This is a genomic window from Cellulomonas soli (assembly GCF_052036975.1).
Classification (GTDB): domain Bacteria; phylum Actinomycetota; class Actinomycetes; order Actinomycetales; family Cellulomonadaceae; genus Cellulomonas; species Cellulomonas soli_A.
In genome coordinates, this window is the sequence record NZ_JBQIAR010000010.1 from 54863 (window position 1) to 79839 (window position 24977).

Annotated in this window: 22 protein-coding genes; 13 read left to right on the top strand and 9 right to left on the bottom strand. The window is 73.6% G+C overall.

What is annotated here, in order from left to right:
- Positions 1-16 precede the first annotated feature (16 nt).
- Positions 17-385, top strand: a complete 369-nt coding sequence (locus ACTHAM_RS11790) for a thioredoxin family protein (protein WP_440687628.1) — start codon at positions 17-19, stop codon at positions 383-385.
- Between the two features lie 8 nt (positions 386-393).
- Here ACTHAM_RS11790 and ACTHAM_RS11795 read toward each other — a convergent pair whose 3' ends face one another.
- Entirely contained in the window at positions 394-1035 is a 642-nt protein-coding gene (locus ACTHAM_RS11795; protein WP_440687630.1) for a class I SAM-dependent methyltransferase, read from the bottom strand.
- 100 nt (positions 1036-1135) lie between these two features.
- Here ACTHAM_RS11795 and hflX point away from each other — a divergent pair, with 100 nt between their 5' ends.
- The 3 genes from hflX (at position 1136) to ACTHAM_RS11810 (ending at position 6058) form a co-directional block, all read left to right on the top strand.
- Positions 1136-2659: a GTPase HflX gene (hflX, locus tag ACTHAM_RS11800; RefSeq protein WP_440687632.1), complete on the top strand. Its 1524-nt coding sequence runs from the start codon at positions 1136-1138 to the stop codon at positions 2657-2659.
- 51 nt (positions 2660-2710) lie between these two features.
- On the top strand, positions 2711-4954 hold the full coding sequence (locus ACTHAM_RS11805; RefSeq protein ID WP_440687634.1) for an ATP-dependent DNA helicase: 2244 nt from the start codon (positions 2711-2713) through the stop codon (positions 4952-4954).
- Between the two features lie 99 nt (positions 4955-5053).
- Positions 5054-6058: an L-lactate dehydrogenase gene (locus ACTHAM_RS11810; RefSeq protein WP_440687636.1), complete on the top strand. Its 1005-nt coding sequence runs from the start codon at positions 5054-5056 to the stop codon at positions 6056-6058.
- Positions 6059-6144: 86 nt separating this feature from the next.
- Here the strand turns inward: ACTHAM_RS11810 and lexA are convergent, their stop codons facing one another.
- Complete coding sequence (gene lexA / locus ACTHAM_RS11815) at positions 6145-6849, bottom strand: transcriptional repressor LexA (RefSeq protein WP_440687770.1); 705 nt, start codon at positions 6847-6849, stop codon at positions 6145-6147.
- Positions 6850-7191: 342 nt separating this feature from the next.
- Here lexA and ACTHAM_RS11820 point away from each other — a divergent pair, with 342 nt between their 5' ends.
- The 3 genes from ACTHAM_RS11820 to ACTHAM_RS11830 all read left to right on the top strand — a co-directional run bounded on the left by ACTHAM_RS11820 (position 7192) and on the right by ACTHAM_RS11830 (position 10365).
- Entirely contained in the window at positions 7192-7572 is a 381-nt protein-coding gene (locus ACTHAM_RS11820; protein ID WP_440687638.1) for a LysM peptidoglycan-binding domain-containing protein, read from the top strand.
- Positions 7573-7770: 198 nt separating this feature from the next.
- Positions 7771-8262 (top strand): transcriptional regulator NrdR, encoded by a 492-nt coding sequence (gene nrdR / locus ACTHAM_RS11825; RefSeq protein WP_440687640.1) that lies wholly within the window; start codon positions 7771-7773, stop codon positions 8260-8262.
- 69 nt (positions 8263-8331) lie between these two features.
- Complete coding sequence (locus tag ACTHAM_RS11830; RefSeq protein WP_440687642.1) at positions 8332-10365, top strand: S9 family peptidase; 2034 nt, start codon at positions 8332-8334, stop codon at positions 10363-10365.
- Positions 10366-10393: 28 nt separating this feature from the next.
- Here the strand turns inward: ACTHAM_RS11830 and ACTHAM_RS11835 are convergent, their stop codons facing one another.
- Complete coding sequence (locus ACTHAM_RS11835; protein ID WP_440687644.1) at positions 10394-11431, bottom strand: aldo/keto reductase; 1038 nt, start codon at positions 11429-11431, stop codon at positions 10394-10396.
- A 149-nt stretch (positions 11432-11580) separates the two neighbouring features.
- Between ACTHAM_RS11835 and ACTHAM_RS11840 the strand changes: the two genes are divergently transcribed.
- Positions 11581-11772 carry a DUF5302 domain-containing protein gene (locus ACTHAM_RS11840; protein WP_440687646.1) on the top strand — a complete coding sequence of 64 codons (192 nt, stop codon included), beginning with the start codon at positions 11581-11583 and terminating at the stop codon, positions 11770-11772.
- A gap of 62 nt (positions 11773-11834) precedes the next feature.
- Here ACTHAM_RS11840 and serA read toward each other — a convergent pair whose 3' ends face one another.
- Both serA and ACTHAM_RS11850 read right to left on the bottom strand, forming a co-directional pair.
- Positions 11835-13034 carry a phosphoglycerate dehydrogenase gene (gene serA, locus ACTHAM_RS11845; RefSeq protein ID WP_440687648.1) on the bottom strand — a complete coding sequence of 400 codons (1200 nt, stop codon included), beginning with the start codon at positions 13032-13034 and terminating at the stop codon, positions 11835-11837.
- A gap of 46 nt (positions 13035-13080) precedes the next feature.
- The gene (locus ACTHAM_RS11850) at positions 13081-15378 is read right to left on the bottom strand and encodes a HelD family protein (RefSeq protein WP_440687650.1); all 2298 of its coding nucleotides are present in this window, start codon (positions 15376-15378) and stop codon (positions 13081-13083) included.
- Between the two features lie 201 nt (positions 15379-15579).
- Between ACTHAM_RS11850 and ACTHAM_RS11855 the strand changes: the two genes are divergently transcribed.
- Together ACTHAM_RS11855 and ACTHAM_RS11860 are read left to right on the top strand one after the other, a co-directional pair.
- Positions 15580-16527 (top strand): proteasome assembly chaperone family protein, encoded by a 948-nt coding sequence (locus tag ACTHAM_RS11855; RefSeq protein ID WP_440687652.1) that lies wholly within the window; start codon positions 15580-15582, stop codon positions 16525-16527.
- Positions 16528-16811: 284 nt separating this feature from the next.
- Complete coding sequence (locus ACTHAM_RS11860; protein WP_440687654.1) at positions 16812-17015, top strand: cold-shock protein; 204 nt, start codon at positions 16812-16814, stop codon at positions 17013-17015.
- Between the two features lie 120 nt (positions 17016-17135).
- On the opposite strand, the gene ACTHAM_RS11865 is transcribed toward ACTHAM_RS11860, so the two are convergent.
- On the bottom strand, positions 17136-18011 hold the full coding sequence (locus ACTHAM_RS11865; RefSeq protein ID WP_440687656.1) for a spermidine synthase: 876 nt from the start codon (positions 18009-18011) through the stop codon (positions 17136-17138).
- Positions 18012-18137: 126 nt separating this feature from the next.
- Between ACTHAM_RS11865 and ACTHAM_RS11870 the strand changes: the two genes are divergently transcribed.
- From ACTHAM_RS11870 to ACTHAM_RS11880, 3 genes are read left to right on the top strand one after another with little or no spacing between them, the layout of a single operon-like run.
- Positions 18138-18560, top strand: coding sequence for an SAV_6107 family HEPN domain-containing protein (locus ACTHAM_RS11870; protein ID WP_440687658.1), 423 nt, complete (start codon positions 18138-18140; stop codon positions 18558-18560).
- Between the two features lie 7 nt (positions 18561-18567).
- A complete protein-coding gene (locus ACTHAM_RS11875) occupies positions 18568-19842 on the top strand; it encodes a DNA polymerase IV (RefSeq protein WP_440687660.1) in 1275 nt (424 codons plus the stop codon).
- 36 nt (positions 19843-19878) lie between these two features.
- A complete protein-coding gene (locus ACTHAM_RS11880) occupies positions 19879-20289 on the top strand; it encodes a DUF3040 domain-containing protein (RefSeq protein WP_440687662.1) in 411 nt (136 codons plus the stop codon).
- On the opposite strand, the gene ACTHAM_RS11885 is transcribed toward ACTHAM_RS11880, so the two are convergent.
- The 3 genes from ACTHAM_RS11885 to ACTHAM_RS11895 are packed head-to-tail and all read right to left on the bottom strand — an operon-like array spanning position 20234 to position 24794.
- Positions 20234-22534 (bottom strand): transglutaminase family protein, encoded by a 2301-nt coding sequence (locus ACTHAM_RS11885; RefSeq protein WP_440687664.1) that lies wholly within the window; start codon positions 22532-22534, stop codon positions 20234-20236. The genes ACTHAM_RS11880 and ACTHAM_RS11885 overlap by 56 nt on opposite strands.
- Positions 22531-23787, bottom strand: coding sequence for a DUF58 domain-containing protein (locus ACTHAM_RS11890; protein ID WP_440687666.1), 1257 nt, complete (start codon positions 23785-23787; stop codon positions 22531-22533). Before ACTHAM_RS11890 ends, ACTHAM_RS11885 begins: the two co-directional genes overlap by 4 nt.
- Positions 23787-24794 carry an AAA family ATPase gene (locus ACTHAM_RS11895; protein ID WP_440687668.1) on the bottom strand — a complete coding sequence of 336 codons (1008 nt, stop codon included), beginning with the start codon at positions 24792-24794 and terminating at the stop codon, positions 23787-23789. Before ACTHAM_RS11895 ends, ACTHAM_RS11890 begins: the two co-directional genes overlap by 1 nt.
- Between the last annotated feature and the right edge of the window lie 183 nt (positions 24795-24977).

Sequence of the window (24977 nt, forward strand, 5' to 3'; positions counted from 1 at the left end):
CGACGTTGGTGCGGGCATGACGATGCAGCCCGGTCCCGCGGACGACGGCGCCCCGAGCCCGTCGCCCGCCGCCGAGCTGGCTGCGGCGCTCGCGGAGCTGGCCGTCCCCCTGGGTGCCCGCGCGACGCTGGTCCAGTTCTCCTCCGCGTTCTGCGCGCCCTGCCGGGCCACCCGTCGCGTCCTGGAGCGCGCGGTGGCCACCACGGACGGTGTGCGTCACGTGGAGCTGGACGTCGCGGACCATCTCGCACTGGGTGAGAGCCTGCACGTCGAGGTGACGCCGACGGTCCTGCTGCTCGATCCAGACGGGGTCGTGGTGCGCCGCGCCCAGGGTGTGCCGACGCTCGCGCAGGTGCGCTCGGCCCTGGCGGCCGTGCCGTCCTGAGCCCGGGGTTACGCCGGGAGTGGCAGGGTGTCCGACGAGGCTGTCACCCGCAGCACCCGGAAGCCCTTCGCGCTGCCGACCCGGTCGACGACGGCGGAGGCCCCCAGCTGCTCGGCCAGCCAGCGCTGCAGGGAGTCGGCACCCAGGTTCTTGCCCACCACCAGGTGGGCGGCTCCGCCCGGGACCAGGCGGGGCAGCCAGTGCAGCAGGAGCGCGTGCAGCGCCTCCTTGCCGACCCGGATCGGCGGGTTCGACCAGATGGCAGCGAACCGCACGTCGTCGGGCACCTGCTCGGGTCGCACCGCGTGCACGGCGCCCAGCCCGTGCCGGGCGGCGTTGCGGCGCGTCAGGTCCAGCGCGCGCTCGTTGACGTCGACCGCCCACACGGTCGCGGCGGGCGAGCGCAGCGCGAGGGTGAGGGCGATCGGACCCCAGCCGCAGCCCAGGTCGAGCAGGTGCCCGTGCGTGGGCGGTGCGGGCACCTCCCGCAGCAGCACCGCCGTGGCGTGGTCGACGTGGTCCGGCGAGAAGATGCCGCCGGCAGTCTCCACCTCCAGGTCACGGTCGGCGAGCGTCACCGCCAGGGTGCGCCGCTCGTCGTCCGAGGCCGGTCGGGCCGTGAAGTAGTGCTCCTGGCTCCCCGCGCTCACAGGGCCCGACCCTATCGGCCCGCAGCGAAATGGCCTCGTCGCTGCCGCGCGGGCGTGGGACCCTGGAGGTCATCCACCGAGCAGAACCGTGAGGAACCGCGTGAACGATCCCCAGCACACTCCCGGCGAGCAGCAGGCCACACCGGTGAGCCGCTCCCCGCAGGAGGTCGCCGACGACGTCGTCGCGCGGGTGCTGGCACGGGCGGGTACGGCACTGCAGGCCGGCGGCACGGTGCACACCAGCTACGACGGTGACCAGCTCGAGCTCGAGGAGCGCACCTCGCTGCGCCGCGTGGCGGGGCTGAGCACCGAGCTCGAGGACGTCACCGAGGTCGAGTACCGCCAGCTGCGCCTGGAGAAGGTCGTCCTGGTCGGCGTGTGGGGCGCCGGCACGGCCGAGGACGCCGAGATCTCCCTGCGGGAGCTCGCCGCGCTCGCCGAGACCGCGGGCTCCCAGGTGCTCGACGCCCTGCTGCAGCGCCGCCGCACGCCCGACCCGGGGACGTACCTGGGTTCGGGCAAGGCGGCCGAGCTGGCGGGGGTCGTCGCCGCCGTCGGGGCCGACACGGTCGTCGTCGACGGCGATCTCGCCCCGTCCCAGCGCCGCGCACTGGAAGACATCGTGCGGGTCAAGGTCATCGACCGGACGGCGCTGATCCTGGACATCTTCGCCCAGCACGCCAAGTCGCGGGAGGGTAAGGCCCAGGTCGAGCTGGCGCAGCTGGAGTACCTGCTGCCGCGCCTGCGCGGCTGGGGCGAGTCCATGTCGCGCCAGGCCGGCGGGCAGGTCGGCGGTGCCGGTGCGGGCATGGGCTCACGCGGACCCGGTGAGACGAAGATCGAGCTCGACCGGCGTCGCATCCGCAACCGCATGGCCAAGCTGCGCCGCGAGATCGCTGCCATGGAACCGGCGCGCCAGACCAAGCGGGCCAACCGCAAGCGGCACGCGATCCCGTCCGTCGCGATCGCCGGGTACACCAACGCGGGCAAGTCCTCGCTGCTCAACCGGCTGACCAACGCCGGGGTGCTCGTCGAGAACGCCCTGTTCGCGACGCTGGACCCGACCGTGCGTCGTGCGCAGACCTCCGACGGGCGCGTCTACACCCTGGCGGACACCGTCGGGTTCGTGCGTGCACTGCCGCACCAGCTGGTCGAGGCCTTCCGCTCGACGCTGGAGGAGGTCGCCGACGCCGACCTGCTGCTGCACGTCGTCGACGCCTCGCACCCCGATCCGGAGGGGCAGATCGCGGCAGTGCGGCACGTGTTCGCCGACATCCCCGGGGCGATGGACGTGCCCGAGGTCATCGTGCTCAACAAGGCCGACCTGGCCACCCCGGAGACCATCGCGCGGCTCCGGTCGCGCGAGGTGCACTCCATCGTCGTCTCGGCCCGCACGGGTGAGGGCGTCGAGGAGCTGCTGGAGCTGATCGCCGACCAGCTGCCCCGGCCGGGGGTCGAGGTCGCCGTCGTGCTGCCGTACTCGCGCGGGGACCTGGTCAGCCGGGTGCACGAGCACGGGGACATCACCTCCGAGGAGCACCTCGAGGACGGCACGGCGCTGCGCGCCCGGGTCGACGCGACCCTCGCGGCCGAGCTCGAGGCGGCCGCCGTCAGGACCGCCTGACCGATCCCGGCGCGAGCGGGGAGCCGCGCGTGCGACGACTAGGCTGGTCCGATGCCCACCGCCGCACCGTCAGACCGGCCTGACGCACCGGCGAAGTCTCCCGCGGCGCCCTCGGGGGCGGCAGCCGTGGCCTCGGTCGACGAGCTGCTCGACCTGGCCGTGGGTGCGCTCGGCGGTGTGCGCCGCGACGGGCAGCACGTCATGGCGCGCGCGGTGACCGCGGCCGTCGAGGCCGGCGAGCACGTGCTCGTGCAGGCGGGCACGGGCACCGGCAAGTCGCTGGGGTACCTGGTGCCCGCGGTGCGGCACGCCGTCCTCGCCGACGAGCACGTGGTCGTCTCCACGGCGACCCTGGCCCTGCAGCGGCAGGTGGTCACGCGCGACCTGCCGCTCGTCGCCCAGGCCCTGGCTCCTCGGCTGCCGCGCGTGCCGCAGATCGCCCTGCTCAAGGGCTGGCACAACTACCTCTGCGTGCACAAGGTGGCCGGCGGGTACCCCGAGGACGAGCCGGGGACGCTGTTCGACCTCGGCGACCACACCGGCGCCGCCGAGCACCCGGCGCCGGCGGGTGCCGGAGCCAAGACCGCCCGGGGCCGGGGTGCCACCGAGCCCGGGGAGAGCCTCGGCGAGCAGGTGCTGCGGTTGCGCGAGTGGGCGCAGGAGACCGACACCGGTGACCGGGACGACCTCGTGCCCGGTGTCACGGAGCGGGCCTGGCGGCAGGTGTCCGTCACGTCGTTGGAGTGCCTGGGCTCACGCTGCCCGATGAAGGACGAGTGCTTCCCCGAACGGGCCCGCGGTGCGGCACGCGAGGCGGACGTCGTGGTGACCAACCACGCCATGCTGGGCATCGCCGCGTCCGGGTCGCCCGGTGTGCTGCCCGAGCACGACGTGCTGATCGTCGACGAGGCCCACGAGCTGACCGACCGGGTGACCGCCCAGGCGACCTCCGACCTCTCGCTGGCCACCGTCGAGCAGGCCGCCCGCATGGCGCGCCGGTACGGCGGCGTGCCTACGACCGACCTCGACGCGGCCGGCCAGGCCCTCGCCTCCGTGCTGGTCCAGCTGCCCGAGGGGCGTTTTCCCGACGGGCTGCCGCCTGCCACACGGGACGCGGTCGCCGCGGTGCGCGACGCCGCGCGCGCGTTGCTGTCGGTGCTCAAGCCGAACGCCGCCACCCCCGGCGGTGGGGGCGGTGGCAAGGCCGGTGTCGACGGGGGCATGAAGGTCGCCAACGCCGCCATGCTCGCCCTGTTCGAGACGGCCGACCGGATGGCGGCCGACCCCGACGACCTGCGGCACACGGTGCTGTGGTGCTCGCGCGGCGAGGACCGTCGGGGCGGCACGCTGACGCGTCTGCACGCGGCGCCGCTGGCCGTCAACGGCCTGATCCGCACCCACCTGCTCGCGGGTCGTTCGAGCGTGCTGACCTCGGCCACGCTCGCGCTCGGCGGGTCGTTCGCACCCGTGGCCCGTTCGGTCGGGCTCGAGAGCCGTCCCGACGCCGAGCCCGTCGGCCCAGCCGAGCTCGCGCATGCCGGCGGTGACGACCCGACCGGTACCGAGCCCGGCTCGACGCGTGCGTCGACGCAGGCGGCGGGGGAGTCGCGAGCCCTGGAGGCGTTGCCGTGGCAGGGGCTCGACGTCGGCAGCCCGTTCGACTACCCACGTCAGGGCATCCTGTACATCGCGCGTCATCTGCCGCCGCCCGGGCGCGAACCGGCCACCGAGGCCCAGCTCGACGAGATCGCCGAGCTCATCACGGCCGCGGGCGGGCGCACGCTCGGCCTGTTCTCCTCGCGTCGCGCCGCGGATGCCGTCGCGGCGGCCATGCGTGCGCGCCTCGACGTGCCGGTGCTCGCCCAGGGGGAGGACCAGCTGCCCACCCTCGTGTCCCGGTTCGCGGCCGACGAGCCGACCTGCCTGTTCGGCACGCTGTCGCTGTGGCAGGGCGTCGACGTGCCCGGACCCACGTGCCGGCTCGTGCTCATCGACCGCATCCCGTTCCCGCACCCCGACGACCCGGTGCGCTCCGCACGCTCCGAGGCGGTGGCCGCGGCGGGCGGCAACGGCTTCATGGCCGTCTCCGCCACGCATGCGGCGTTGCTGCTCGCGCAGGGTGCCGGGCGTCTGATCCGCACGGTCGAGGACCGCGGGGTCGTCGCCGTGCTCGACCCCCGGCTCGCCACGGCGCGGTACGGGGAGTACCTGGTGCGCTCCCTGCCGGACTTCTGGCGGACCACCGACCCGGCGGTGGCCCGGTCCGCCCTGCGCCGTCTGGCCGACTCGCACTAGCCTCGGAGCGTCGGTGGACGCCACCCGGTACCGTCCGTCCACGTCAGGACGTGAACGCGCCGGGGTGCGGGACATGCCGGTGCGCGAGAAGGAGGACGCATGACCGAGAGCCGTGACAGCGACGAGGTCGCCCTGGGCCCCACCGGGGGTCCCTCGTGGAGGACCTCGAAGGTCGCCATCGTCGGCGCCGGCGCCGTGGGCTCCACGATGGCCTACGCGACCCTGATGCGTGGCTCCGCCCGGACCGTGGCGCTCTACGACATCAACAAGGCCAAGGTCGAGGCCGAGGCGCTCGACCTTGGTCACGGCATCCAGTTCATGCCGATGGCCGAGGTGATCGGCTCCGACGACATCTCCGTGTGCGCGGACGCCGACGTGGTCGTGGTCACGGCCGGCGCCAAGCAGAAGCCCGGCCAGACGCGCATCGACCTGGCCGAGGCGACGATCTCGCTCATCCGCAAGGTGCTGCCGCCGCTGGTCGAGGTCGCCCCCAACGCCGTGTACGTGATGGTGACCAACCCGGTCGACATCGTCACCTACGCGGCGCTGAAGATCTCGGGCCTGTCCTCGACGCAGATGTTCGGTTCGGGCACGGTGCTCGACTCCTCGCGGCTGCGCTACCTGATCGCCCAGCACACCGGTGTCGCGGTGCAGAACGTGCACGCGTACATCGCCGGTGAGCACGGGGACACCGAGCTGCCGCTGTGGTCGAGCGCCTCGATCGGCTCGGTGCCGCTGCTGGAGTGGAACGGGATCGCCGGGCGTGGGCCGCTGACCTCGGAGGTCCGGGAGCGGATCGCGCGGGAGGTCGTCGAGTCGGCGTACCGCATCATCGAGGGCAAGGGTGCGACGAACTACGCGGTCGGCCTGGCCGGTTCGCGCATCATCGAGGCCGTGCTCAAGGACGAGAAGCGGATCCTGCCCGTCTCCTCCTTGCTGCAGGACTACCACGGCGTGTCCGACGTGTGCCTGTCGGTCCCCGCGATCGTCGGCGCCCGGGGTGTCGGCGACCGGCTCGAGGTGCCGATGTCGGCTGACGAGCTGGCCGGTCTGCGCCGGTCCGCCGAGGCGCTGCGCGCCGCCGCCCGGCGGTTCGGCCTGTAGCACCTGACGGACAAGGGCCTGGCGTCCGCCCCCGAGGGGGTGGTTGCCAGGCCCTTCGTCGTCGGCGCAGGCCGTAGAGCCGGCGGCTACAGGCTCCTGAGCACGCTCACCACGCGGCCCAGTACCTGGGAGTGGTCGCCCGGGATCGGGGCGTAGGCAGGGTTGTGCGGCATCAGCCACACGTGGCCGTCGACACGCTTGAACGTCTTGACGGTCGCCTCCCCGTCGATCATCGCCGCGACGATCTCGCCGTTCTCGGCCACCGGCTGGCGCCGGACGACCACCCAGTCGCCGTCGCAGATGGCTGCGTCGATCATCGAGTCGCCGCTGACCTTCAGCAGGAACAGGTCACCGTCGCCGACGAGCTGGCGGGGCAGCGGGAAGACGTCCTCGACGACCTGCTCGGCGAGGATCGGGCCGCCGGCCGCGATCCGTCCGACCACCGGCACGTACGACGGGGTCGGTGCGCCGTCGCGTTCCGGGGAGTCCGGGTCCGACAGGGGGGTGCGGGTCCCGTCGGGGGCCGTCCACGCGCCCACGCCGCGGGAGTCGTCGGGCTGGACGACCTCGATGGCGCGCGGGCGGTGCGGGTCGCGGCGGAGGTAGCCCTTGCGCTCCAGCACCGTCAGCTGGTGCTTGACGCTGGACGGGCTCGTCAGACCGACGGCATCGCCGATCTCACGCATGCTCGGCGGGTAGCCGCGAGACTCCACCGAGGTCCGGATGGTCTCCAGGACGAGGCGCTGCCGGCCGGTGAGCCCGTCTCCCTCGGCCGCGGGCAGTGCGCGCACCGACGCCGTCCCGTCGCCCCCGGACGTCCGTCGCGTCTGCGCCACTGCTGCCTCCTTCGCCGTGCGGCCTGGCGGCCGGCACCAGCGCCCGCCGGTCGACGGCCGCTCGTGCAGGTCGGCACCGCCGCGCCGCCGAAGGATCGGACCTGAACGGTGCCGTGTCAGTGGTGCGTGGTGCGCTTGACCCGCGTCGCCAGCCTAGGGACTTCCGGGTGAAGGATCAAACATCTGTTCGAGCGTGTCTCGACAGGCATGGCCGGCGAGTGCTAGAAATCGTACAGGCGTTCGACGAACAGGCGTTCGAACGAGGTGCTGGCCCAGGCCTGACAGAGGGAGTGCGCGATGACGACGATGGCGATCGGTGCGACCGGCCTCCGCGACGTGGGTCGGCGCCCTGCTCAGGCCCGCCCCCGGCCCGCGCACGGCGAGGGACCGCTCACGCTGACCGCTCGCGGTCGGGCCGTCGTCGTGCTCCTCGCGCTCGTCCTGGTCGGCGTGCTGGCCATGCGTGCGACGGGTGCGGACGCCGAAGCGCCCGAGGGTGCCCTGGCGGTGACCACCCACGTGGTCGCCTCGGGCGAGACGCTGTGGGCGATCGCGGCCGGCGTGGCCGACCCCGGTGAGGACGTGCGCGACGTGGTGCTCGAGCTCCAGCGGCTCAACCGCCTGCCCAGTGCCGGGCTGATGGCCGGCCAGTCGATCGTCGTGCCGGCGCAGGGTTGAGGGAGGGGCGCCCACGCCATTCGTCCCGTGGCGCCGCGCGTCGCGGGGTCGCGGACGCGAGGGCACCGATACGCGCGTACCCGCGCGCCGTCCTTGCGGTGCGGCCCGGCCGCGGCTTAGCGTCACCTGACGCCGGCGCCTGTGCCGGTCTCCGGCCGCGCGAGTGACGACTCCGGGCCCGACCCGAAGAGGTGTGTTGTGCACTGTCCGTTCTGCCGCCACCCGGACTCGCGCGTGGTGGACTCACGGACATCGGACGACGGGTCCTCGATTCGTCGTCGTCGCCAGTGCCCGCAGTGCAACCGCCGGTTCACGACGGTGGAGACCGCCAGCCTGTCCGTGGTGAAGCGCTCCGGCGCCACCGAGCCGTTCAGCCGCGAGAAGATCGCCAACGGAGTGCGCAAGGCCTGCCAGGGCCGTCCGGTGAGTGAGGACGACCTGGCCCTGCTCGCCCAGAAGGTCGAGGAGACGCTGCGGTCTGCGGGCTCCGCCGAGATCGACGCCTACGAGATCGGCCTGGCGATCCTGGGGCCGCTGCGTGAGCTCGACGAGGTGGCCTACCTGCGGTTCGCCAGCGTGTACCAGGCGTTCGACTCCCTCGAGGACTTCGAGGCGGCGATCACCACGCTGCGATCCGAGCGGCAGGAGCGGGACGAACGCGACGACGCGGACTCCGCGCTCGACGGCTGAGAGACGAAGCCCACCGGAGCGGCGCGCCGTGCGTCCGGGTGTGCCGTGCGGAGGTCGTAGGTTCGGGGGGTGATCCCCAGCGACCTGACCCACCTGCACGTCCCCGGCACCGCGGCCCTGCTGCCCGACGGTTCCGCCGCGGTCGTCGCCGTGACCCACCCGGACCTCGAGGCCGATCAGTACGCAGGCCAGCTCTGGCTCGTCCCGCTCGACGCGGCTGACGGCGCACCTCGTCCGCTCACGCGCGGCTTCCGTGATGCTGCGCCGGTGCTCTCACCGGATGGTCGGTGGATCGCGTTCCTGCGGGCACCGCGCCGTGGGGTGCCGCAGGTGTACCTGGTGGAGTCGACGGGTGGGGAGCCGTTCGCGCTGACGGACGCGCCGCTGGGTGCCGCCGCACCGCGGTTCTCCCCGGACGGCACCCGGATCGCCTACCTCGCGCGGGTGCCGGAGGAGGGGCGTTACGTCAAGGACGGCGATCCGGCGGCGGAGCCGCCGCGGCTGATCACCGCGGCGAAGTACCGGGCGGACGGTCTCGGGTTCGTCCGTGACCGGCGCCAGCACGTGTTCGTGGTCGACGTGCCGCAGCAGGCGCCCGCCGCCGCGCCGTCGGTGGCGACTGCGCGAGCCCTGACCGCAGGCGACCTGGAGGTCACCGACGCCCGCTGGCTGCCCACAGGCACGCACCTGGTGGCGATCGCCGCGGTCCACCCCGGTCGGGAGCATGACCTGCGCCAGGACGCCGTGCTCGTCGACGCGTTCCCGGACGCGGACGGTTCCCCGCGGGAGCCGCGTCCGCTCACCGACGCGGGTGCCGGGAGCAGCCTCGACGTCGCGACCGCCGTGCCGACCTCGGACGGGACCGCCCTGTGGCTGCTCGCCGGTGACCTGGGGCCGGACGGTCGGGACTTCGTCGCCCAGCTCACCGGGCTGTACCGGCTCGACCTACCGGTGGACCTGTCCTCGCCCGAGGTGCGGCCGGCAGGGGTGCCTCGGCGGCTGACGGACCCTGAGACGGTCGACCTGGCCCCCGGCGTCCTGGTGCCGCACCGCGATGGTGTGCTGACGTCCCGGCTCGACCGGGGCGCGCAGCACCTGGTCCGGTTCGCGCCGGACGGGTCGGCGCGCACGGTGCTGGGCGGGCCGTCCGTGGTCACCGGTGTGAGCGTCGTCGAGGACAGGCTCGTGGCGACCGTGGCGCGGCCGGACTCTGCCGGCGACCTCGTGCTGCTCGACGCGACGACCAGTGGCGCCGACCCGCGGCAGCTGACGGACCTCAGTGCGGCGTTGCGTGCGACCGGACGTGTGCAGCGTCCGCGCGAGCTCACGGCCACGGCGGGCGACGGGTACCCCGTGCACGGATGGGTCGTGGTGCCCGAGCCCTCGCGGCACGGCGTGGGCCCCCACCCGACGATCCTGATGATCCACGGCGGGCCGTTCGCGCAGTACACGCATGCCTTGTTCGACGAGGTGCAGGTGCTGGTCGAGGCCGGCTACGCGGTCGTGCTGGGCAACCCGCGCGGGTCGGCGGGGTACGGCCGGGCGCACGGCAAGGCGATCCACGGGGCGTTCGGCACGGTCGACGAGCAGGACGTGCTCGCGTTGCTCGACGCCGCCCTGGAGGACCCTGCGCTCGACGCAGATCGGGTGGGTGTCATGGGCGGTTCCTACGGCGGCTACCTGACGGCGTGGTTGACGACCCGCACGCACCGGTTCGCGGCGGCCATCGTCGAGCGCGGCTTCCTCGACCCGGTGAGCTTCGTGGGCTCCAGCGACATCGGCTGGTTCTTCGGCCTGGACTACGTCGGCGACCACGGTGACGACGCGGGGGCAGCGGCGGTCGCCGTGCAGTCGCCGATGGCCCATGTGGGGGCGGTGCGCACACCGACCTTGGTGATCCACTCCGAGCAGGACTGGCGGTGCCCGGTGGAGCAGGGGCAGCGGTGGTTCGTCGAGCTGCAGCGCCGGGGTGTGGAGTGCGAGCTGCTGCTGTTCCCGGGCGAGGGGCACGAGCTGACCCGGTCGGGACGTCCGAAGCACCGTGAGGCCCGGTTCACGCACGTGCTGGACTGGTGGTTCCGGCACCTGCCCGTGCAGGGCTGACCCGCGCGCAGAGGCGTCGAGGCGCCGCTCACAGGTCGCTGGAGCGTGACCCCCACAGGTTGATGCCGGCGTCCACCGCGTGCGCCTCGACGGCCGCCAGCTCGGCGGCCGTCAGGGGCGGGTCGTCCAGTGCGGCGAGGTTCTCGTCGAGCTGGTCGACGGTGCGGGCGCCGACGAGCACCGAGGTGACCCGCGGGTCGCGCAGCACCCAGGACAGCGCGAGTCGCGGCAGGGTGCGTCCGGACTGACGCGCGAGCTCGTCGAGAGCGCGCACGTGCGCGAGGGCCTGCGGGGTCAGCCACTCGGGTCGTAGCGGCCCGCCGCGTGCGGCCCGGGAGTCGGCCGGGACCCCGTCCAGGTACCGGCGGCTGAGGATGCCCTGGGCGAGCGGGGAGAACGCCACGACGGCGAGCTGCGCGTCGTCGCACACCTCGAGCAGGGATCTCCCGTCGGGTCCGGGCTGCTCGATCCAGCGGTTGAGCAGCGAGTAGGACGGCTGGTGCACCGAGAGCGTGAGCCCGATCTGTGCGGCGACCTGCAGGGCCTGCGCGGTGCGGGCGGCCGAGTACGACGAGATGCCCACGGCCCGCGCCTTGCCGGAGCGGACGGCGTCGGCCAGGGCGCCGAGGGTCTCGGTCAGCGGCGTGGAGGGATCGAACCGGTGGCTGTAGTAGACGTCCACGTGGTCGACGCCGAGTCGTCGTAGCGACGCGTCGAGCGAGGCCCGCAGGGACTTGCGGGAGCCGAACTCGCCGTACGGCCCGGGCCAGCCCCGGTATCCCGCCTTGGTGGTCACGAGCAGCTCGTCGCGGTGGGCGCGCAGGTCGCCGGTGAGCAGGCGACCCACGGACTCCTCGGCGGCACCCGGTGGCGGACCGTAGTTGTTCGCGAGATCGAGGTGGAAGATGCCTCGGTCGACGGCGTGCAGCACGAGTCGACGTTGGTCGTCGAACGCGGTGGCGTGGCCGAAGTTCTGCCAGAGCCCCAGCGAGATCGCCGGGAAGGTCAGCCCGCCGACCCTGCGGTGGGGGAGTGCGGTGTGGCGGTGAGGATCGGGGGCGTGCACGCGACGACGGTACGCGACGTCGGCGCACGAGTTCGCGGGCGCCAGTGGGGGAGTGCGGCAATGGATTGGCATGCGCGCCCTCGTTCGGCAAGGCTGGGGGTGGTTCGGCGGGCGCTCGTGCTCGTCGCGCAGCGAGAAGGAGGCCCGCGATGGCGGAGCAGAACGATCCGACGGCCACCGTCAGCGAGGACGCGAAGGCGAAGTTCCGTGAAGCGCTGGAGCGCAAGAAGGCTGCGCACCACCGCACGACCGACGGCTCGGCCAACACCGGCACCGTGCACGGCGCCGAGACCGCAGGTCCGGCCCAGCGCCGCTTCCAGCGCAAGTCCGGCTCGGCCTGACCTGTCAGGCATGACGAAGGGGACCTGGCCTGCTCGGCCGGGTCCCCTTCGCCATGCAGTCCTCAGGACAGGACGCGCAACCGCACCGACTCGGGGCGCGAACGCAGCGCCTCCACGGCCGCCAGGTCGACGGCAGACCCGGCATCGGTGACCACGTAGCCCAGCTCGCCGCGCGTGGCCAGCAGCTGACCCTCGATGTTGACACCGTGCTCGGCGAGCGTCGCGTTCACCGCAGCCAGCACGCCCGGCACGTTGCGGTGCAGGTAGGCCAGACGGTGCGCCCCCGGCGGCTGGTCCAGCGCCAGGTTGGGCAGGTTCACGCTCAGCGTGGTCGACCCGGTCGCCAGGTAGTCGCGCAGCTTGTTCGAGACGAACTGACCGATGGCGTCCTGGGCTTCCTCGGTCGACCCGCCCGTGTGCGGCGTGAGGATCACGTTCGGCAGGCCGCGCAGCTCGGAGTCGAACGCGTCGCCCTTGCGCTTGGGCTCCACCGGGAAGACGTCGACAGCCGCACCGGCCACATGCCCTGAGACGACCGCGTCGCGCAGGGCCGCGTAGTCGACCACGAACCCGCGCGAGAGGTTGAGGAAGATCGCCCCCGGGCGCATGCGCGCGAACTGCGCAGCCCCGAACAACCCCGCGTTCCCGCTGCGACCGTCGACGTGCAGCGTCACGATGTCGGCGACGTCGAGCAGCTCGTCGAGGCTGTCCAGCCGGCGGGCGTTGCCCAGCGCGAGCTTCTCGGCGGTGTCGTAGAACACGACCGACATGCCGAGGTTCTCGGCGAGCACCGACAGCTGGGTGCCGATGTTGCCGTAGCCGATGATCCCCAGCGTGCGGCCCCGGACCTCGTGCGCACCGGTCGCGGACTTGTTCCAGACGCCGTCGTGCATGGCCTTGTCGAGCTCGGTCTGGCGTCGGGTCAGCGAGATGATGTCCGCGATCGCGATCTCGACGACCGAGCGCGTGTTCGAGAACGGCGCGTTGAACGTCGCGACGCCGCGCGAGGCCGCGGCGGCCAGGTCGATCTGGTTCGTGCCGATGCAGTAGGCGCCGACCGCGACCAGGTCGGTGGCGGCCTCCAGCGCAGCGGCGGTGACGTGCGTCTTGGAGCGGATGCCCAGGACGTGCACGCCGTCGAGCGCCTCGACGAGCTCGGACTCGTCGAGTGCGCCGGTACGGGTAGTCACCTCGAAGCCGGCGGCCTCGAGGATCGTCCGGGCCTGAGGGTGGAGGTTCTCGAGCAGCAGGGCCTTGAGCACGTGCCTATGGTGCGCCCTGCCCGCCCCTCGGACGCAACCGGGTCCGTCACTCGGACACGGGCGCGAACCCCTCGGGCAGCGGACGGGCGTGCACGACGTGCAGCGCACGTGTCGGCCGGGTCATCGCGACGTACAGGTCACCGGCGCTCGCGGCCAGCACGTCGGCCGGTTCCACCAGCACCACGACGTCGAACTCCAGGCCCTTGGCCTCCACCGGGGTGAGGAGCACCAGCGGCGCGTCCAGGTCGGTCGACCGCCGAGCAGCGCGCCCCGCTGCGGCGTCGGGCACGCCCGAGCCGCCGGTGCTCGCACCAGCAGCCCCGAGGCCGTCCAGCGCCTGCTGCACGTGGACGAGGTGCTCGGCGTGGGCGATGACCGCGACCCGTCCGGCGCCGAGGTCGTCGCGGACCTGGGTCAGCGCGTCGGCGGCCCGCTGTGCGGCGCGTGCGGCCAGCTCGGCGACCGGGACCTGCTCGAGGCGCAGCGCGTCGGGTACGTCACGGGCCGAGGTCAGCGCACTGACCGGCAGCCCTGCAGCCACGGCGACCCGACCGGCGGCGTCGGCGACGCTCGCCGGCGTGCGGTAGTTCACCGTCAGCTCGGCCAGTCGCCACTGGTTGCGCAGCACCGGGTCGAACACGCCGGCCCAGGCGCGCGCGCCCGCCCGCGCGGTCGTCTGCGCCACATCTCCCACGATCGTCAAGGAGCGCGTCGGCACGCGCCGCAGCAGCACCCGCCACGCCATGGCCGACAGCTCCTGCGCCTCGTCGACCACCACGTGCCCGTACGTCCACGAGCGGTCGGCGGCGGCCCGCTCGGCGGTGGTCATCGACGGTCCGCTGGCCGAGAACCGGTCGGCGAGCATCTCGGCCGAGACCATGGCGGCGGCCCCGCTCGACTCCAGCACACGCCGGGCGTACTCCAGCTCGGAGGCGCGGCGCGCAGCATCGGCCTTCGCCTGGGCGCGGGCGGCCTGGTCGTCCTCGCCGAGCAGTTCGGCGAGCTCGTCGAGGAGCGGTACGTCGGCCGGGGTCCACTCCGCCTCGGCGGCGCGCTCGAGCAGCGCCCGGTCGCCGGCGCTCAGCTCGGGCGCCGCACGCTCCAGGCGCCACGGCTTGGTGTAGAGCTCGCGCAGCAGGCCCTGCGGCGTCAACGGCATCCAGGCCAGGTTGAGCGCGATGCGGACCTCGCGCGTGGTGCGCAGCTCCTCGACGATCTCGGCCCGCTCGTCGGCCGGCACCTCCCAGCCCAGCTGGGCGACGTACTGCTCGGCCAGGCGGGAGAGCATGTCGCGGACGAAGGACACCCGGGCCTGGTTGTGCGGCCGGTGGTGCCGACGCGTGCGCGCGATCGCCGACTGGATGTCCGAAGGGGTGATGTGCACGGTGCGCCCGTCGATGCGGACCGTGGTCGTCTCACGTGGCACCCGTTGCCGCTGCGTCACGGCTCGGCCGAGCACGCGCGCCATCACCGCCCTGCCCTTGATCTCGGCCACGGCCTCGTCCTCGTGCCCTGCGGCCACCAGACCGGGCATCAGCTCGGCGATCGTGGTCGTGACCACCCCGGTCTCACCCAGGGACGGCAGCACCTGGTCGATGTAGCGCAGGAACGTGCGGCTCGGACCGACGAGCAGCACACCCGAGCGCTCCAGGACCCGGCGGTGCGCGTACAGCAGGTAGGCGGCACGGTGCAGTGCGACGGCGGTCTTGCCCGTGCCGGGTCCGCCCTGCACCACCAGCGCGCCCGTGAGCTCGGAGCGGATGATCGCGTCCTGCTCGGCCTGGATCGTGGCGACGATGTCGCCCATGTGCCCGGTGCGACCGGCCGCCAGCGCGGCCAGCAGCGCGCCTTCCCCGGACAGGCCGGCCAGGGCCTTGGCGGCCACCTCGTCGTCGCCGAGCGCGTCCAGGTCGAGCACCTCGTCCTCGACGCCGGTGACGGTGCGCCCCTGGGTGACCACGTGCCGGCGACGCAGGACGCCGTCGGGGTGGGCCGAGGTCGCTCGGTAGAAGGCTTGCGCGGCCGGTGCGCGCCAGTCCGTGAGCAGCTGGGTCTGCTCCTCGTCGGTCAGCCCGATGCGGCCGATGTAGCGGTGCCCGCCGTCGGTCAGGTCGAGGCGTCCGAACGCCAGCCGCTCCTCGACGGCCTCGAGCTGGGCGAGGCGGTCCTCGTACAGGGTCGCGAACGCGTCGCGCTCGCTGCGGTTCTGCGGCGAGCCCGAGGGGCCCGTGCGGCGCACGTGCGCGAGGCGGCTGCGCGTCTGGGCGCGCAGCTCGTCGAGTCGTGCGTAGAGACCGTCGACCGTCTCCTGCTCCTTGCGCAGCTCGCTGTCGCTGCCCGCCACCTGGTCGCTCCCCTCGCCGCCTCACCCGTGTGCACCCCGCCCGCGGGCGGCCGTCCATTATCCGCTCTTGCGCCCCTGGTCCGTGCCGGGTTCCGGCGCCGTCGTGGTCAGGTGCGCCGTGGAGCGTCCGCCGGTGGACCGTGGGAAGCATCCGGGCCCCGGGCGTGTTGAGCAGCCAGGACCGAGGCGAAGGAGAACGACATGCTGGACCCGAGCGAGATCTACGACGTCGACCCGCAGGTTGCCGAGCAGGTCGCGCAGGCCACGGCCGACGGCAGCGGACCGGTGCTGGTGCACGCGGTGCGTGGTTTCGTCGACGCCGGGCAGGCAGGTGCGGCCGTCGCGGAGCACCTGCTCGAGCAGCTGCCCTCGCGCCGGCTGGCCACCTTCGACGCCGACCAGCTGCTCGACTACCGCTCGCGCCGCCCCACCATGACCTTCGACTCGACGACGTGGTCGTCCTACGACGAGCCCGAGCTCGTGGTCGACCTGCTCGAGGACGGTGCGGGCGTCCCGTTCCTGCTGCTGCACGGCATCGAGCCCGACGTGCAGTGGGAGCGGTACGTCGCGGCGGTGCGTCAGCTCGTCGAGCGGTTCGACGTGCCGCTGACCGTCGGGGTGCACGGCATCCCCATGGGTATTCCGCACACGCGTCCGCTGTCGGTGACGGCGCACGCCACGCGCCCCGAGCTGGTCGCCGACCACCCGTCGTGGTTCGGGGCGGTGACGGTCCCGGCCAGCGCGAGCGCGCTGCTGGAGCTGAGGCTGGGGCAGTCGGGGCACGACGCCATGGGCTTCGCGGTCCACGTGCCGCACTACCTCGCGCAGTCGCCGTACCCGCAGGCGAGCCTGGCCGCGATCGAACGCGTGCAGCGTGCCACGGGCCTCGACCTGCAGGCGTCCGCCCTGGTGCCCGCGGCGGAGGAGACGCGGGCGGAGATCGAGCGTCAGGTGCGTGACTCGGCGGAGATCGCGGCGGTGGTGCGGGCGCTGGAGGACCAGTACGACGCGTTCGCCCGCAGCATCGGCCGGCCGGGTCTGCTGGCCCCGACGGGAGAGCAGCCGGTCGACCTGCCGACTGCGGACGAGCTCGGCGCGGAGTTCGAGCGGTTCTTGGCCGAGCAGTCGGACGGATCGCCCGACGCCTGAGGCCCGTTACCACACGGGCGAAGGCACCTTTACCAGATCGTTGTGGAATGCGTGTCCGCAGCGTGCAGATTTCGTGGCATACGCCACACCCGCGTGCAAAGATGCTGCCGTTGCAGTGGCGTACTGGCGCTTGACCGGCGCCGATGCCCGGGTCTGGGGAGATGCCGGGGGTCGGCACCCCCCAGCCCGCGTGGCTGGTCCGACCGGTGCAGGACGTGTGGCATTGCGGCACGGCGCGGGCACACGGCCTTCGTCGTCACCGGTGGGACAGAAGGACAGGGAACATGGCACAGGGTGCTGTCAAGTGGTTCAACGCTGAGAAGGGCTACGGGTTCATCGCCCAGGACGGCGGCGGCGCCGACGTCTTCGTCCACTACTCGGCCATCGAGACGCAGGGGTACCGCTCGCTCGAAGAGGGCCAGCGCGTGGAGTTCGAGATCACCCAGGGCCCCAAGGGCCCGCAGGCGGAGCAGGTCCGCCCGCTCTGATCGTCCTCGCTGCCGGGCGTCGGGCCGCCGGCCCCGCTCGGCCGTGGTGAACGAGAGGCCGCGACCCCGACGGGTCGCGGCCTCTCGTCGTCCTCGCGGCCGGTCGGACTCGGGCGGGACTCAGGCAGGTGCCACGGGTGGGTCCCGCAGCACCGAGGCCGAGCCCACGAACGAGGTCAGCTCCGCGCCGTGCAGCAGGCGTGCCGGGGCAGGCAGGCTGCGGACCGCGCGGGCCAGTCGCGCCGAGGAGAGCAGCAGGGTGTCGTCGCTCGCCGCCAGCACGACGTTCCCGTAGCCGCGTCCGCGCAGCAGACCCGGCTCGGCCACCACGGCGACGTCCGTGAAGTGCGAGAACAGGGTCGCCGCCTCGGCGCGGGCCAGTGCCAGGGGTGGGCGGTCGGCGCAGTTGGCCAGGTAGACGCCTCCGGGGCGCAGCACCCGGGCGACGTCGGCCGTGAACTCCGTGGTGGTCACGTGCTCGGGCGTGCGGTCGCCGGCGAAGACGTCCCGGACGACGACGTCCGCCGAGGCGGTCGGCAGGCGGGCCAGCTCGGCGCGGGCGTCGCCGGCACGGATCCGCAGGGCCGGGGAGCGCGGAAGGTCGAACCAGTCCCGGGCGAGCTCGGGCAGGGCGGCGTCGAGCTCGACGGCCACCTGTCGCGAGGCGGGACGGGTGGCGGCGATCGCACGCGCGAGCGCACAGCCCGCAGCCCCCAGGTGCACGACTGTCAGGGGATCGGTTCCCTCGCCCAGGCCGTCGATCACGGCCGCCATCTGCTGCATGTACTCGAAAGCCAGGCGGGTGGGGTCGCGGAGGTCGAGGTAGGAGCTGGGCACCCCGTTGACCAGCAGTGTCACCCCGTCCGGGTCGTCCGGGTCGGGGAGCAGCTCGACGGTTCCGGTCGGCACGGCCACCGGACCGACGGGCCACGGTGTGCGTGTGGGTGCGCGGTGGGACGCTGCGGGCCGACGGGTGCTGCGTTGACGGGCGGCCATGGAGACACGCTAACCGCGGTGTGACCGTAGGCCGCAGCGTGACCCCGGACGGTGTTGACGAAATCGAACAGGTGTTCGATCATGGAGATGACGACGGACGGCGCGAGAGGCAGGGAGGTGGGCAGCATGAGGCAGACCGTGGTGGACGTGCCGGTGCCGGCGCAGGCACGGATCCTCTTCGCCCGGGCGGACGCCGAGCTGGTCGCCGCGCAGTTCTCGCCCGAGCCGTGGGAGCGGTTCTCGCACGCCCACCTGGCGGCGTTGCGCGCCGGTGCCGGGGTGCTCGCCTCGCGGGGCGCGCCGTCGGGCCGCCGGGCGCCGCGCACCGTGTGGGAGCTCCTCGATGCCACGGCTCCCGAGCTGAACCGCTGGTCGACCTACTTCGCCGCGGGCGCTCCGTTGCGCTCCGCCGTGGACGCCGGTCGCTTCTCGGCCGTGTCCGAGGAGCGCGCCGAGCAGGCGCTGTGCGCGGCCGAGGACTTCGTCGACGCGGCCCGCGCGCTGGTGCTCGAGCAGGCGGCCCCGGCCGCCGTGCCCCAGGCCTCGTGAGCCCGAGATGAGCCGCGGCCCGCGCTCGCTGGAGGCCAAGCGCGACTGGGGCCGTGAGGAGGACGGCTGCTCGATCCTGCACGTCGACATGGACGCCTTCTTCGCCTCGGTCGAGCTCGCCCGCCGCCCCCAGCTGCGGGGGTTGCCGGTGATCGTGGGCGGTGCGCACCGGGGCGTCGTGCTGGCCGCCACCTATGAGGCGCGCGCGTTCGGTGTGCACTCGGCCATGCCGATGTCGGTCGCCCTGCGTCTGTGCCCGCAGGCCGTGGTCGTGCCGCCCGACCACACCGCCTACCGCGAGGTGTCGACCGGCGTGATGCAGGTGCTCGGCGACGTCACGGCGCTGGTCGAGCAGGTGAGCGTGGACGAGGCGTTCCTCGACGTGGCCGGTGCCCGCCGCCGCCTGGGCCCACCCACACGGATCGCGGCGCTGATCCGTCAGCAGGTGGCCTCGCAGTACGGCATCACGTGCTCGGTCGGTATCGGTGCGACCAAGTTCGTCGCCAAGCTCGCCTCCAGCCACGCCAAGCCGGACGGCGTCCTGCTCGTGCCCCGTGCGGCGACCGTCGACTTCCTGCACGCGCTGCCCGTCGGTGCGCTGTGGGGCGTGGGGGAGCGCACGGAGCAGGCGCTCGCGCGATGGGGCATCAGGACCGTCGCCGAGCTCGCTCAGACCGACGTCGCGGTGCTGCAGCACGCGATCGGCAAGGTGGCCGGCGCCCACCTGTACGACCTGGCCTGGGGGCGGGACCCGCGGCCGGTGCACCCGCACCGCGACGAGAAGTCGATCGGCGCCGAGGAGACCTTCGACGTCGACGTGGCGGACCCGGCCGTCGTCGAGGCCAAGGTGCTCGAGCTTGCGGACCGGTGCGCCTCGCGGCTGCGCGGCCAGCGCCTGGTCGCGCGGACCGTGAGCATCAAGGTCCGCACCTCGGACTTCCGCACGCTGAGCCGCTCACGCACCCTGACCTCACCGACCGACGTCGCTCGCGAGATCTACCTGGCCGCCCGCACGCTGCTGGCCGGGGTCGACCTGGCGGGCCTGCCGGTCCGGTTGGTCGGGGTGCGCACCGAAGGTCTGGCGCCCGCCGCCTCGACCGTGCGTCAGCCCACCCTCGACGAGGCGGTGGACGAGCCGGTCGGGCCTCGCCGTGAGGCGGAGGTCGCGATGGACCTGGTGCGCCAGCGGTTCGGGAGGGCCGCGATCCGCCCCGGGACGGTCGCCCCACGCTCGGTCACCCCACGCTCGACTACCACCTTCGTTCCCGCCGATCTATCCTGAGGTCGACAACGACGATCGGCGCTCATGGGGGTCGGGATGCCACTCTCCGAGTACGAGCAGCGCGTGCTCGAGCAGATGGAGCGCCAGCTCACATCTGACGACCCGCGGCTCGCGAACACCCTCACGCAGAGGGGACGCCGACCCATCGGCCGTTTCGTCATCTCAGGCGTCGGTGTCGCCGCCGGGTTGCTGCTGCTCGTCCTCGGTGCGGCCAGCGACGGCCTGGTCTGGCTGGGTGTCGTGGGCTTTGTGGTCATGTTCGCGGCCGTGACCTTCGCCTTCGCCGCTCCGCGGCGCTCGGGGCCGCAGGGTGTCGTGCGCGCTGACGGCTCCGTCTCCACGGGTGCCCCCGGCGCTCGCCCCGCGAAGAAGCGGGCCGGTCAGCAGGGATTCATGGCGCGGTTCGAGGAGCGCTGGGAACGGCGCCGCGGCGAGTCCGGTCGCTGAGCAGCCGACTCACCCCCTCGGTCACCTCCACGACCCACCGCTCCAGCTCGTCGCCGCGCACCCCGCGCCACGTGGGCGCGTACCTCTCCTGCTCGACCGCCTGCGCCAGGGCCTGCAGCGCAGTCAGCGCCGAGCCGTCGAGGTCGGCGCCTGTCCGGTCCCTGAGCATGCCCTGCAGCGTGTCGACGGCCGCCCGTGGCGTGGTCGAGTCGGACCAGTCGAGACCACGGGCTCCGAGCCGGTCGCGCAGGCGGCGCCAGGCGCGCTCGGGCACCAGCTCACCCCGGTGCGTCGACCTGCGCCGGACGAGCACCACGCTCAGGCCGGCAGCGACGAGCACCACCGCCGCGCCCAGCGCGATGCCCAATGTCGGGAAGGACGACTCCTCGGTCTGCTCGCGCGGACCGACCGGCGCGCCGGCCGGTGCGGTGGCCGATGCGCCGGGTGCGGCCGCGGTCGGGATCTGCTCGCTGTCGGGCCGGGTGGCCCCTGCCCCGGCATCGAGGAGAGGGTCGGACCACTGCGGGGGTGTCCCGGTCTGCACGGCAGGGGTCGGCTCGAACCGCACCCAGCCGGCGCCCTCGAAGAACAGCTCGGGCCACGCGTGTGCCTGGCGGCCGGTGACGGTGTAGGTGCCGTCTCCTTGCGAGGTACCGGGCAGGAAACCCACCCCGACGCGCGCAGGGATGCCCATCGATCGCGCCATGACGGCCATCGAGGTGGCGAACTGCACGCAGTAGCCGCGGCGTGAGCTGAGGAAGTCCCACACGGCGTCGTCGGTGCGCGCGGCCGCGACGCGCGCGTCGTACGTGAAGTTCTGGGTCGAGCGGAACCAGGTCTGCAGCGCCAGCGACTGCTCGTACGGGGTCGTCGCCTCAGCGGCGACCTCCCGTGCCAGTGCCGCGATGTCGTCGGTGTGGTCGGTCTCGGGCAGTGCCAGGTACTGCTCGACCCCGTCGAACCGGCCCACGGGTGCATCACGCAGGTCGTCGGCCGTCAGGTCGGGCACCTGCACGAGCATCTGGTAGCTCATGCCGGGTCGGGTCGCTCGGCTGCCGACGACCTCGTCGCGCCGCTGGTCGTACAGCCAGCTGCCGTCGGCCACCACGGTCCGGGCGAACGTCGCGACCGGCAGGTGGTCCTCGCGCAGGTTCGCCACCTCGACGTCCACCTGGGCGAGCACTCCCGCGTCCGGGTCGGGTGCGGTCAGCAGCAGGGACGGGTCGGAGGAGAGCAGGAGCGAGGGGTCCCAGTCGACCAGCTCCTCGGCGTCTGCGCGCTGCCAGGAACGCCCGTCGAAGTCGGCGACGGTGAACGCCCGCAAGGGACCCACGAGCCGTGCGCTGACGGTGGGGCCGGCCGGGGTCGCCGCTGCCAGCGGATCGTCGTCGGCGTCGACCGGCGCCTCCGCATCGGTGACCGTGTACCGCAGCACCGGCTGGCCGGAGCGGTCGCCGAGGCTCTCGCGCAGGTCGAGATCCTCCGAGAGGCGCAGGGGTCCGACCGCGCCGGTGCCCAGCCCGGGTACCTGCACCGACGACCACCCGGGCAGTGCGGCCACCACGGGTCCGGCGACAAGGGTCAGGGTCACCACCGCGGCGGCGGACACGACCGCGACGGACGCGCGGCGGGTCCGGTCGCTGCGTGCGCCGGGTGGTGCCGCGCTGAGCGCCAGGAGCAGCAGGTAGGTCAGCGCGGTCCATGCCAGGGGCCACACGTCGCCCGGGAAGCCCAGCAGTACCGCCGGTGCCCACATGCCCAGCAGGGGCAGGCCCGACCAGGCGGCCAGCCCGAGCCCGACGGCCAGCAGGTCGGCGAGCACCAGCACGGCCAGGGCTCCCGTGACGATGATGAGCTCGGTGGGACGTACCACGGTCATGGGGACGGTCGAGGTGTTGATCAGGGTCATGCCCTCGCGGAACGCGGCGAGCGTGCGGTCGAGTGCGGCCAGGTCGGGGAGCACCTGGAGGCGCCCCGGTGGGGAGCCGTAGCGCAGCACGAGGCCCGCACCGGCCACGACCAGGCCGGCCAGGGTGGGTGCCCACCACGAGCGGGTCAGGGCCCGGACCGTCGCGATGACGGCCGCGAGCACGGCGATCGACAACCAGGCGACGCCGCGCCAGCGTCCGGGCTCCAGGAGGCCACCGAGCGCGAGGAGGCTGGTCGCAGACGCCACCGCGACCAAGGCGGTGCCGAGGATCGAGCGCGGGCCCCGCGGCAGGCGGCGGGTGGTCGGTGCGCTCATCGCACGCTGCCCAGCAGACGCAGCCAGCAGGTGACGAGGTCCTCGTCGCCGGTCACGGTGCAGGCACGCCACCCGGCGCGCCGCAGTGCGTCCACGGTCGCGTCGGTCTGCTGGGCGCCGTGCGCCTGCGCCGGTCGGCGCACCACGGCCCATCCCTGCACGGAGTCGGCCAGGTGGGCCAACGCGGCGCGTCCGGCAGGGTCGAGTGGCCCGAGGACAGCGAGCACGATGTCGTCGCCGGCCCCGGTGGACTCCAGCAGGTGCGCGCCGGCCAGCAGGTCGGTGGTGGCGGCCTCGGTGCTGCGAGGCTCCTCGAGGTCGATGGTGCGGTCGAGCAGCGTGCCTCGCGCGCGGTCGCCGGTGGGGTGCACCCAGCTGGTCGCGTCGCCGATGCCGGGGGCGTCCTGCGGGCGTGTGCCGCCCACCAGGCGGACGGGGTGCCCACCCTCGAGCATCGCCAGTGCCATCGACGCGGCCAACGAGATGGTCCACTCCAGGTGCTCGGTGCGAGAGGGCAGGTCGAGCAGCACCGAGACGGGCCGCATCCCGGCGCGCTCGTCGGACCTGACCATGAGGGAGCCACGGCGGGCGCTGCTGCGCCAGTGCACGCGTCGCAGGTCGTCCCCTTCGTGGTACTCGCGCAGCGAGGCGTCGTCGGTGGAGGGTGTGCGCGCACCCAGGGCGACACGTTCGGGCTCCCCGACGAGCACGCTGGAGGGTGCGGGCAGCGGGACGACGAGGGGCCAGACCTCGACCTCGGCGCTGGCTCCGAGCGTGGCGCTGCTGCGCGCCACCCCGAACGGGTCGGTGCGGGTGACCACGAGCGGGCCGAGCGGCCACCGTCCGCGCCGTCCGGCCTGGACGGTGTAGCTGACGGTGACCTGCTGGGGGCTGCGACGGACGCGGGCACGCAGGGGGAGCCCGCCGGACAGGTCCGTGGCGGCCTGCTCGGCGAACCGCAGCCCGGCCAGCCGGACGCGGGCGGCCGGGTCGGCGGCGCTGATCAGCACCTGCACGTCGGCGCGGTCGCCGACGTGCACCGGGTTGGGGGTGGTGGTGCGCGAGACGGTCAGGCGGTGCCGGCCCCGGCCGGGGTCGAGCGCGGCCAGCACGGCGGTCGGTGCGAGGACCGCGAGCACCGCGAGGGTGCCCATGCGCACCACGTCGACGGTGCCGAGCGCGACGCCGAGCATGACCAGGCCGGCCCCGCCGAGCAGGAGGCCGATCCCTCGCGACGTCGGCCGCAGACCCATCAGCCGGCGGTCCTGCGGGTCCGCTGGGGGGTGGCCGTGGTCGGGACGGGCAGGGCTGTGCGCGCCACGACGTCCTCGACGATGTCGGTCGTCGTCCTGCCGGACAGGCGCGACTCGGTGCTGGGCAGCAGCCGGTGGGCCAGCACGGGCACGGCCAGTCGCTGCACGTCGTCGGGCAGCACGTGGTCGCGTCCGCCCATGGCCGCCACCGCCTTGGCGGCCCGCAGCAGCTGGATCGCGGCGCGGGGTGAGGCGCCCAGTCTCAGGCCGGGGTCCTGCCGGGTGGCGGTGACCAGGTCGACGACGTAGCGCTTGACCGAGGGGGAGGCGAACAGCCGCCGGGTGGTGTCGACGAGTGCGGCCACCGCTGCGGCGTCGGTCACGGGGCGCAGGTGGGCCAGGGGGTCGGCGACGTCCTGCAGGTCGAGCATGTCGAGCTCGGACTCGACGCTGGGGTAGCCGACCGTCAGTCGGGCCATGAAGCGGTCGCGCTGGGCCTCGGGCAGCGGGTAGGTGCCTTCCATCTCGACGGGGTTCTGCGTCGCGACGACCAGGAAGGGCCGGGGGAGCGGGTACGTGTGCCCGTCGACGGTGGCCTGCGTCTCCTGCATGCACTCCAGCAGTGCGGACTGCGTCTTGGGCGAGGCGCGGTTGATCTCGTCGCCGATGACCACGTGGGCGAAGACGGGACCGGGGCGGAACTCGAACTCGTGGGTCTGGCTCCGGTAGATGTTCACGCCGGTCAGGTCGCTGGGCAGCAGGTCGGGCGTGAACTGGATCCGGCCGACGGTGCAGTCGATCGAGCGGGCCAGGGCCTTGGCCAGCGTGGTCTTGCCCACGCCGGGAACGTCCTCGAGCAGCAGGTGGCCCTCGGCCAGGAGCACGGCGAGCGTGACGCGCACCAGCTCGGGCCGTCCGGTGATGACGCTCTCGATCGAGTCGCGCATCCGGTCTGTCGTCGCGACGAGGGTGTCGAGCTCGGTCGACGACGGCACTGCCTGCAGCATGACGGCCTCCTGGGGTCGGGACGAGCCTACGGGTGAGGCCCGGCCGCGCGTGGGTGTTCCCCCACTTCCCTCCACCACGGTCGCGGCACGCACCCTGTGCCCCCACTTTCGCGCGGGGTGAGCGTGACGGCCTGCCGGAACCGCCCTGGTTCGTCCTTTTCTTCGGGCCTTCTTCACCGCTCG